Annotated in this window: 7 protein-coding genes and 1 pseudogene; 1 reads left to right on the forward strand and 7 read right to left on the reverse strand. The window is 71.2% G+C overall.

Going from position 1 to position 10,054, the window contains the following annotated elements; translation table 11 throughout:
* Positions 1-9: 9 nt before the first annotated feature.
* The gene (locus IE272_RS13580; protein ID WP_050362028.1) at positions 10-1,023 is read right to left on the reverse strand and encodes a LuxR family transcriptional regulator; all 1,014 of its coding nucleotides are present in this window, start codon (positions 1,021-1,023) and stop codon (positions 10-12) included.
* A gap of 252 nt (positions 1,024-1,275) precedes the next feature.
* Between IE272_RS13580 and IE272_RS13585 the strand changes: the two genes are divergently transcribed.
* The gene (locus tag IE272_RS13585; protein ID WP_229897300.1) at positions 1,276-3,066 is read left to right on the forward strand and encodes a hypothetical protein; all 1,791 of its coding nucleotides are present in this window, start codon (positions 1,276-1,278) and stop codon (positions 3,064-3,066) included.
* A gap of 121 nt (positions 3,067-3,187) precedes the next feature.
* On the opposite strand, the pseudogene IE272_RS38680 reads toward IE272_RS13585, so the two are convergent.
* The 6 genes and pseudogenes from IE272_RS38680 to IE272_RS13620 form a co-directional block, all read right to left on the reverse strand.
* Positions 3,188-3,448 (reverse strand): annotated as a pseudogene (locus tag IE272_RS38680) (IS3 family transposase); the annotation flags it as partial.
* 495 nt (positions 3,449-3,943) lie between these two features.
* On the reverse strand, positions 3,944-4,480 hold the full coding sequence (locus tag IE272_RS13595) for an ArsR/SmtB family transcription factor (RefSeq protein ID WP_050362026.1): 537 nt from the start codon (positions 4,478-4,480) through the stop codon (positions 3,944-3,946).
* A 759-nt stretch (positions 4,481-5,239) separates the two neighbouring features.
* Entirely contained in the window at positions 5,240-5,479 is a 240-nt protein-coding gene (locus IE272_RS13605; RefSeq protein ID WP_179890785.1) for a hypothetical protein, read from the reverse strand.
* Between the two features lie 242 nt (positions 5,480-5,721).
* Complete coding sequence (locus IE272_RS13610; RefSeq protein ID WP_098892495.1) at positions 5,722-6,588, reverse strand: hypothetical protein; 867 nt, start codon at positions 6,586-6,588, stop codon at positions 5,722-5,724.
* Positions 6,589-6,790: 202 nt separating this feature from the next.
* On the reverse strand, positions 6,791-7,222 hold the full coding sequence (locus IE272_RS13615) for a hypothetical protein (protein WP_229897301.1): 432 nt from the start codon (positions 7,220-7,222) through the stop codon (positions 6,791-6,793).
* 1,059 nt (positions 7,223-8,281) lie between these two features.
* A complete protein-coding gene (locus IE272_RS13620) occupies positions 8,282-9,991 on the reverse strand; it encodes a hypothetical protein (RefSeq protein ID WP_190006927.1) in 1,710 nt (569 codons plus the stop codon).
* Positions 9,992-10,054 lie beyond the last annotated feature (63 nt).

Raw genomic sequence — 10,054 nt, forward strand, 5'->3', positions numbered from 1 at the left:
GGCCCGGGGTCACACCCAGCCGCGTTCCCGGGCCAGCAGCGCCGCCTGGGCCCTGCTGCACGCGCCCAGCAGAGCCAGCAGATCGGAGACATGGCGCCGGTAGGTGCGCAGCGACATGCCCGCCGCCCGGGCGCCCGCCTCGTCCTTGGTGGCGGTGCACATGAGGAGCAGCACCGTGCGCTGGGTCCCGGTGGGGCAGTCGGTGCCCGGCTTCGGCGCGGGACGGTCGGCGAGGTCCGTCGCCGCCGCCCACAACCTTTCGAAGAGGGTGACGAGACTGCTCACCGGGCCGCTCTCCTCGATGCACAGCACGCCCCGGTCGATGTCGTGCGCGTCGACGGGAACCAGCGCGGTGCGCCGGTCGTAGACCAGTACCAGTTCCGAGAGCCCCTCCGCGACCCTGACCTCCGCGCCGTGGGAGCGCAGCCGCCGGAGGTGGTCCGCGCCGGTCGGGGGCGTCGGAGCATCGCTCCCCACCAGGGTCCGCACCCGGACGCCGCGCCGCAGGCAGCGCAGGCCGAGTGAGAGAGTGTGGGCCGTGCCCAGCGGTACCAGGGCCCGGTTGGGCACCGCCGCCAGGATCTCGGCGTCGGCGTGGAAGGCCGCCCGGTCGATCCGGGCGAGGGCCTGCCCCAGGTCCTCCAGGCGGTCCAGGGCGATCGCGGAACCCGCGTAGACGCCCCCGCCGCCCGCGATGGAGGGGGCGGGCACGTCCCGCCACAGGGAGCGCAGGATCGGCCGCGGGTCGGCGAGGCGGCGCAGCGTCCGGTAGGCGGCGTCCAACTGCTCCTCCGCCAGTCGCGCCACCACGACCCCCGGGTCCGTGGCCCAGGTCCGCACCTCGCTCCCGTGCAGCAGCCCCCGGTCGCGCAGCCGCTCCGCGGCCCGGTGCACGCCCTCCTCGTCCACCGGCGCGGCGGTGCGCGCGTCACGGACGGCGGCGCCCGGATTCCGCAGGAAAAACCGGTACACCGCTTCTTCGGTGCTGCTCAGACCGAGTGGCGACATCGTATGGGACCCCATGGCCCTTCCCTTGATCATGTCCGGCGGGACGGAGGAGCCCAAGTCTGCCCGGGGAGGCGGGGCGTGAGGTCTCAGCGAAGTCTCACGCCCCGCTGGTACCAGGGAAGTTCCGGATGCGTGACCACTTGAATGAACGGGCTCTGATCGCTATGACAGGGGGCCGTGCACCGAAGTGATCCTGGAGGTCCAATGGCCGAGGCACCCGCAGCCGCAGCGCCGGAACAAGCCACGCCGAACTCCCTTCGGGAGGTGGTGGCAAGCCGTGATCTGGCCAATCTCACCGGCCCGCTCGGCAGCGGGAAGTCCCGGTTAGTCGCCGGACTCGGGCCCCTCTCCCTCGTTGACCTCGACCGGCCCGGCGCCCTGGAGCGGCTGCCGACCGCGCTCGCCGAGGACACCCCGGCTCCGCTGGTCGTGGACAGCGCCGACGACGACCGTGCCCTGGCCGCGCTGGAGCCGCTGCGGCTGCGCCGGCCGGGCAGCGGCCGGCCCGTCCTCGTGGTCAGCAGACGCTCCCTGCTGGCCCGGCCGGGATGGGCCGACACGGGGGTCGCGGTCGTGGAGACCGTCCCGTGGCCGGACGCGCGGATCGGGCGTCTGACGGCGGAGGCGCGGGTGACCGACGCGCGGTGCCGGGAGCTGATCGTCCGGCTCGCCGCGGGCAACCCGCTGATCGCCGACGCGGCCTGCCGGGCCGTCCACGCGGGTGCGCCGCCGACCGCGGCCGGGGCGGTGGCCGACGGCGCCGCCCGGGAGATCGTGGAGCGGCTCTCCCGGGAGCGGCCCGCCGGGCCGTGGCAGCACGCCCTGGTCCGGCTGGCCACCGTGTGGTCGGCGGACGAGGAACTGCTCGACGCCGACCCGGACCTGTTCGACACCCTGGCGGGGCTCAGCCCGGTCGTCCCCACCGAACTCGGGTTGGCCCTCACCGAGCCCTTCCGCGGGGTGATCGAACTGGCCCATCGCTGGCGTCGGCCCGCCGCCCACCGCGGCGCGTGGGCCCGCGCGCTGGCCCACCGCAAGAAGCTGCTGGCCGACGAGCCCGCCGCCGACCGCCGTAGCCGTCTCACCGAGGGGATCATCGCTCTGGCCGATGACGACGCCGTCCGCGAGACCATGTTCCCCATCAGCGTGACCCGGGACGTGATCCACACCGCTACCCCGGACGACGCCGACACCATCGGCACCCTGATGCGCCAGTGGGCCCGGCAGGGCGGGCTGGACGTGCGCTGGACCGACCGCCTGGTGGAACGCTGGCTCGTCGACGACCCCGCCAGCTTCCAGCTGATCCGGGACGGCGGCGACCGGATCATCGGCCTGACGAACACCCAGCAGGTCACCGAACGCACCATGAACTGTGTGGAACCTCTGCTCCAGCAGCACACGGACCGGCTGCTCGGCCGCCCGCGCGGCGCCGGGGGATGGCTGCTCGGCGCGGCCTACTGCCCCGACCGGGGCGCCCATGCGCACCTGCTGCGCGGCCTGCTGCGCCAGGTCATCACGGGCGGCCTGCTGCTGACGGTGTCCACCCCGAACCCGGACTACCAGCGGCTGCTGCGCGGGCTGCGCTTCCAGCGTCACGGCACCACCACCGACGACGTCTACCGCTGCGGGCGCAAGCCCGAGATCTTCAGCCAGGACTTCGGCTCCGCCGCGCTGCCCGTCTGGACGGAGCGGCTCGCCCGCACCTCGGGAGCGCGCGGCGGCCCGCGTCCGACCGGCCAGGAGGTGGCCCGTGCCCTCGCCGTCATCGCCGACCCGGCCCGGCTTGCCGAGAGCCCGCTGCTCTCCTCGCCGCGCCCCCGGACGGTGGCGGAACTGCGCGCGGACCTGTGGGAGGCGGTGCGACGGCTGGCGGACAGCGAGGTGCGCGAGGAGGCCGAGGCCGGGTGGATTCTCCAGCACTACTACCTCGGACGGCCGCGCACCCATCAGCGGCTCGCCCAGCAGCTCCACATCAGCCGCGCCACCTACTTCCGACGGCTCCGGCACGGCCTGGACCTGGTGGGCGGCGGACTCGCGGCGGAACGGAGCGTCCCATGAGGGGTGCCGGGATGACGGCAGCGGCGGTGGGCGGCGGGCCGGGTGCCTCAGCGGTGGACCTCGCCCGGCTCGGCCCTGCCGGGACCAGGAGCTGCGGCACCGTCACGAAGGTGTAGCCGCAGGCGGTGAGGGCGTAGATGACGAGATCGGTGCGCAGGTGATCCGCGATCGGCCTGCCGGTCGGATGCCGTGAGGCGAGGTCGATGACGGTGGCCAGGCAGAGGAACTACCCGCTCGCCGGCGCAGTGATGCTCCGCATCACGCGGGCGACCCGTTTGTGGTTGACACGTTTGCCGGTCTCGCGGAGCTCGGCGGTGATCCTGGGGGCACCACTTCGTCGTTCGTCGAGGTGGTGCGGTCGATTTTGAGGTTGTCGGTCAATTCATGCTGCGAGGGTGACGGTGGGGGTTCGGGGTTCGTAGAAGGTGCCGTCGCGGAGCATGGCGAACAGGACGTTGATGCGCCGGCGGGCGAGGCGGAGGAGGGCTCGGGGTGTTTGTGTCCTGAACGCGAAAGGGGTCTGTTTGTAGGGCAGTTCCCAAAAGCGATGCTGTGCGAGAGATGAAGGAGCTCTTTTCGGCCTCATGTTGAGGCGTGGTGCAGGACGACGACGGCTTTCACGATGTCGGTGATCCGGGTTGGTACTACAGCTGAGCTTGCGGAGCAGGCCCCAGCCCTTGAGGGCGGCCGTGGCCTGCTCGCCGAGGCAGCCGCTGCAACGCGCTGAGGCCCAGCTCTCGAACATCCCGTCAAAGAAGATCAACCTCCGGTACCCCGCGGCGCCACGGCGGGCGCCTTGTTCGAGGCCATCCGTTGCACCCGGTGCTTTGCCTGGATGGGCGAGGTATGCGCCGACCGGGGTTGCAGAACGACCCAGTCAGCGGCGAGCTCCGGTGACCACGACCAGCAGCGGAACGAGCCGGGACGGAGGAATTTGATATTGCCCACGTCCGGTCGTCTCCAGCCAGCCGGCGGAAACGAGTTGTCGTAGATGGTGATAGATCTGCCCGGTCGTACCGAGCCCCTCCAGCTCCACAAGTTCGGTAACCGCAGTCCGTCCTCCAGCCAAGGCCTGGATCAGGCGCAACCGCACGGGGTGCCCCAAAGCTCCCAGCGTGTCGGCCGCCTCAGACCAGTCAGAACTCAACACCGACTCCGTGGCTTCGGACCGTTCCCACTCCACAAGCTCACCGTCCAGACCGACCACGGACCCGGTAAAGATCACTCCCCCTCGCGCTACTTCCTGCAAGCGCTCCCGAAGTTTCGGCAATGCCCAGTAAGCTTCAATCGACGCGGTTTTGGCACCTGGCTCAGGCGTGGCGCTCTGCACTCGCTCCTCAAGCTCGGAGAGTCGCCGAGAAACCTCGGCGACCTGCCCAACCAACGCGTCCCACGACGGCGCAAGATCACCCATTCGGTCAGCCTATCGTCGGACGCGCGCGCACGGCCCTCGCCCACCGAAGTGAACCTGCAGTCCGTCTGGCCCCGGTCGGCGACAGTGACGCATGGGCAGGCGTTGGATTGCCCGTTATGGCCGTCAGCATATCGGCCGCCTTCGAGGTCCGGACGGCGGAAGCAGGGGAAGCGTTCCTGCGGTGAACCTTCACGCCTGCTCGGGTGACGGCTGGGGTTCCGGGCTTCGCGGCGGGCGGTGCGGCCGGTAAACACTGGGGTGATCAAGAACTTCGTGCGCGGTTTCAGTGCGCTTTCCCTCGCCCTCGTACCCCTGCTCTCCGCTCCTGCAGCACAGGCCGCTCCGGCGGCGGAGGTGGTGACACTGACCGATGCCGTCGGCCCGGTCCAGGTGACGACCAGCCCTCTCCGCATCAACTCGGAGACCACCTCACACGGTGTCGGCGTCATCGCCCTGACTCCGTACGGAGTTGCCCACGGAGTGCCAACAGGCTCGTACCGCGTCTAAGTACTCTGTGAGCCCGTGGACGACGTCCCTCTCGCGCCCGGCGGCCTGGTCGTCCGGGGCCCCGGCACGGAGGCCGCGGCGAGGTGGAGACGGGTGCCCATGTCGGGGTTGACCTCACCGTAGGGGCCGGACAGGGGACCAGAACAGCGGGGTCAGGCCGCGCCGGTCGGTGGGCGTGAGGAGGTCCGGCCACTCCGGTTGGCCTACGAACCCCAATCGGCTGCGGCCAGGTGAGGAGTTCCGACCGCCCGGTCAGTCCTCCGGCCGAAGCCGCTGACGAGCGGCATCAAGTCGCTGGTCATAGTCAGGCGCGAACAGCTCAGAAAGCGCCTTGTCCAGCGTTCCGGCGATCCGATGGATCGGCGCCCAGACCTCCGGATCGTCGACAACTCGGCTGAGATCCGTCATCTGGAGCTTCTCCAGCCAGTGCGACAACACCAGTGCCTCGTCACTCGTGAGCTTGATCGTGACCTGGCCATCACTCATGCACATTCCTACGGTTCAGCCCGCCCTTGACCTCACGAACCTACTGGCCTTGGACCTCGACCAAACACATAGGGGCCCCCACGAAAGTCGCACCGGCCCTGTTCGTCGAACGCGACACCGTCGAGCACCGCGGTGCACCTTTCGGTCAACCGGTCGAAGACGTCTGACCCTTGTCGGCACGTGCCGCGAAACGGTCCTTGCGGGACTGGTCGGCGACTGGGCCGAACTGGTCTCTCCCGTGGTGGGGATCAGCCGCTGAGGTCGAACACGCCCCACTCGGTGAACGGTTCGGCCTGGACGTAGATCCTGCTTCCTCGGCCGACGACCCGTCGGCGGCCGACGACGGAGCCGTTGGGCAGGGTGAGCAGGCCGACGTCCGTTGGTTCGACGGATGTTTCGGTGAGCTCTCCGTGGGCGAGCCGGTCCTGCTCCTCGCGGTAGCCGCCGTAGAAGGCCACCCGATCGCGGTGGACAGCCACCGCCTTGGCGCCCCGTACGCGGTTCTCCCACACCCTCACGGGCCGGTCGGTGCGGTCGGGGCGTATCTCGACGAGCGGGAAGTCCGTGTACGGGCATGCCCAGGCGGTGGTGCCCGACACGTTCAGGGCGTAGCAGTCGAAGAGACCGGGGATGTGGGCGTCGTCCGACGTCCAGATGAGCCGGCCCGTGGCGCTCCAGCGGCGGATTCCGGCCGGGTTCTCGTCGAAGTGCCCGACCCAGATGTGGCCGGCCTCGTCCACGAGCAGGTGCTCGATGGCGTCTCCGACGGAGAAGGACGAGGTCTCGCGCCCGAGCGCGTCGAAGACCTGGACCTGTTTCGAGTCCTCGTAGCGGCGGGCGCGGGACGCGGCGACGACGAACCCGCCGTCCGGCAGGCGGTCCAGGTGCGGCCAGCGGGCCCGTACGGCGCTCAGCTCGGTGAGCTCGACGCTGCCGCCCGGATGGACGGAGACGACAAGGGCGTCGAAGGGCGGAACATCGCCGCCGGGCTGCGGAGCATGTTCGCCGAGCAGCCAGTGTGCGGCGCCGAAGACATCGACGGTACTGGTCAGGACGTGGAGGTTGTGGTGCGCTCGGGGGAGGTGGGTGTAGGGCGTGAGGGCGGTCTTCTGCACGGGCGGGCTCTCCTGGGGTGGGCGGTCACGGTCATTGGGCGCTGCGGTGAGCGGCGGTCGGCGGCGCGCGCGGCAGAAAGAGGAGAGGGACGCCTAGGGCTTGTCCGGCCGATCCTGTCCGAGGCCAGATGAAACCGGTCCGGCCCCGGGCAGGACCGGCAACGGCGACGTGAGTATTTGTCCGGCCTTGGTCTGGACCGGGTTACCAGCACGACCGCGGGTCTTGTACGTGCTCTGGCGAGTGCCGGTCCTCTCCCCTGCCCAGGCCGGTCTGGACCAGGAAGCCGGGATCCGCGTCCCACGGCGGGCCAGCGATGTGCACCCGCTGGGTGCCGGGGATGCCCACCTCGACGAGGACCCCGCCGCGGAACATCCACAGACCGAACAGATCGTCGTCCTCGTCGTGCAGCATGACCTGCACGCAGGCGGGCTCGTTCCACGGTAGGGACTCCAGGTCCTTGAGCACGCCGCGGCGCCCGTTCCACCGCTCGAACTCGATGTGCCAGCCCCCGACGAACCAGGGGATCTGCACGAAACAGCCGTGCCAGGTGCGGGCCTCGTCCGGCCGAGTCAGCGGCTCCATCACCTCGTCCTCGTACCGCGCCAACACGATGACCTGCGCCATTCTGCTCATGCCCACATGTCACACCGCGCCGGGCACTGAGGGCAATCGATTTGGGCCCCGGAGCCGTCGGAGCTCCTTCCGCACGCAGAGGCCGCCGCCCAGGACTTGTCCGATCGGTCATGCTCGGGGCCAGATTTGGTGAGGGCTGCGGCGGTCGCGGTGCCGAGGTGGACATAACGGCGTTTGTCGTAGCGGGTGGCGATGGCTCGGTGCTGCTTGAGCCGGGTGATGGCCCGTTCGATGGTGTTGCATTTCTTGTACCGGTCCTCGTCGAAACCGGTTGGTCATCCGCCGCGTGAGCCTTTGCGCGGGCTGGGTCCGGTGGTGCCGAACCGGTTCGGGCAGTGTCCGTCTCCCGCCTGCGGCTCCGGCCCGGATCGTGGAGCATGAGGTCCGGGCCCGGAGGTGTGCGCGGAGCTGGGGGAGGCTGCGGGGTGGGCCCGGGAGGGGAAGTGCCGGGGACGAGTAACAGGATCTCCGGCGGCAGGAAGGAGAACGTGGTCATGGCCGGGACCGTCTCCGGCCCCGTCACCTTTACCACCGCGGGCAAGCGTGTGCCCGCTTATCTGCGGGAACCTCTCTGCTGGCCGGCGGCTGGGACGCGCTCGCGGCGGGTACTCACCGGTCACGCCCCGACGAATCCGGCGACGCCGTGCCCCCTACGTCCCCCGGGATCAGGACGCAGTCATCCGCACCAGGCTCACGCGGGCGGCGTACGAGGGCCGGCTGGTGTTGGTGGGCGGGGACTCCACCGTCGTCCCGACTGGAGACAGTCGTAGATCAAGGGCCGGTTTCGGAACAATCCGAAACCGGCCCTTGATCATTTTTTTGGGGACCAGCATGCGGACGTCCGGGTGCAGGTAGCGCTGGGCGACGAGGGGCGGACCTCCTCGAAGCGGTCCGGCTTGGCGTCGGCTTTCGGTCGGCTGTTCCTGGCCGTCACCGTCCGACGCGCCCCGGCCCCGTACGTGACGCGCTCCGGGTCACGTACGGGGCCGGGGTCGAGGTCGGGACGGAGCCGGCGGACGGCCGCACGACCGGCGGCTCCGCACGGTTTGCGCCCGTTGCTCAGCCGGTGCAGGTCGCCTTGATCGTCGAAATCGCGTGGTGCTCGTACTTGCTGTCCCGGCCCCGGTCGTGGATGCGGACGGAGAGCTTCTTGGCGTCGACGGCGAAGGTGCCCGGCACGTTGTACCAGGTGCCTCGGCGGTCCTGCTGGTTGACGTAGAAGGAGCCCACCAGGTTGTTGGTCCTGGGCAGGAACCGGTCGTACACCGTGTAGTAGCTCGGGTCGCCACCGACCCGCACGATGTCCGAACTGCCGGGCACATGGACGGAGATGCTGCACTTCTTGGCGGAGGCGGGCAGGTCGAACAGCCAGGTCGCCGAGCCGCCGGAGTCCTTGGAGGAGCTGCCGGACATCGGCATGGAGAGGTACTTGCCCGCGCAGCCGTAACCGCCGAAGCCGCCGCTGTGGGTGGCCCAGCCCTCCTTGCCGTCGCTGTAGTAGCCGTCCCGCTGGAAGCGCTGGGTGGGGCACTCGTGGCCGGACACCCCGCTGTACACCACGGTGGGCGCCTTGGGCGTCGTCTGGGGCTGCGACTGGGGCGCGGTCTCTGCCGAGGGGGCCTTGGCGGAGCCTTCCGAGCCCGTACCGGCGGGGGCCTTCGCGCTGGAACCGCTCTTGTCCGTCGTGCCGCCCGTGCCCGCGGAGCCCTTCGCGTCCTTGGTGCCCTTGGCGCCATCACCCCGCTCGGTCTCGGGTGACCCGTTCGCGCGCTGCGGCCCGTCGCCCCCGCGGACGTGGTTGGCGGGGCCCTTGTCGCCCCGGACCGGGGCGGCGCCCTGCTGGGGGGAGCCGGGAGCCCGTACGCCGTCGGGGCCCGCGGGGTCGGTGCCCGGCACGTACCCGCCCTCCTGGCCGTCCTGCTTCCACGCGGCCGCAGCCGCTTCGCCGCGCGTGGGCTTGCCGTCGTCCTTCTGGGCGCCCGCCACGACGAACGGGGCACCGAGGAGCAGCGCCCCGGCGAAGGCCGCGGCGACCACCATCGGACGCGACACCCGGCCGGGACGCTCCGGAGCGCCGCCCTCCGTGGCCGACGCGCTGTCGGGCGGGCTCGCGGCGACGGTGGCGGTGGCCGTGGTGGTGGCGGTCGAGGTGGCACCGGATGCGGCGGTCTCGGCGGTGGCGGCACCGGCGGTCCCGGCGGTCTCGGCGGTCCCGGCGGCCTCTTGGGACACCGATTCGGTCTTCGTGGCACCCGACTCCGTGGCAGCGGTCTCCGTGGCGGCCGCAGCCGCCGCCCCTGCGGGGGCTACCGTCTTCGCCTCGGCCGTCTCCTCCGCCGAGTTCGCGGTCGTCGCCTCTGCCGCCGGAACCGCCCCGGCGGCGGCCGCCACCGTGCTTCCGCCGGCCGTCTCCGCCGCTTCCTCCCGGGCAGCCGCCGCGTCCGAGCCCTCCGGCTGCTCCTCGGCCCCCGCCGTGGTCCTGCCGATGGAGACGCCGACCGCGTGCACGGCCGCCGGGGCCCCGGCCTCCCGCTCCCCGGCCTCCTCCGGGCCGGGCGCGGACGAGGTCGGCGTACGCGCGCCACCGCCGTCCCCGTCGCCGGCGACCGACGTGTCCCCGCCCTGCGTCGCCGTCCGGGACGCCGGCGCGGACGGGGCCCCTATGCTCCCCGGACCTGAGCCCTGCGCACTGTCCGGCGCCGTTTCCCCGGAGGCCGCGTCCCGGCCGTTGCCGGGCTCGCTCTCCTCGCTGGACCGCTGTTGCTTCACAGGTCGCCTCTCATTTCCTGCCATTGACCTTCTTCGTCCTCTTGGATCGCTTCGGGGAGGGTT

Source organism: Streptomyces anulatus, assembly GCF_014650675.1.
Taxonomy (GTDB): Bacteria; Actinomycetota; Actinomycetes; order Streptomycetales; family Streptomycetaceae; genus Streptomyces; species Streptomyces anulatus.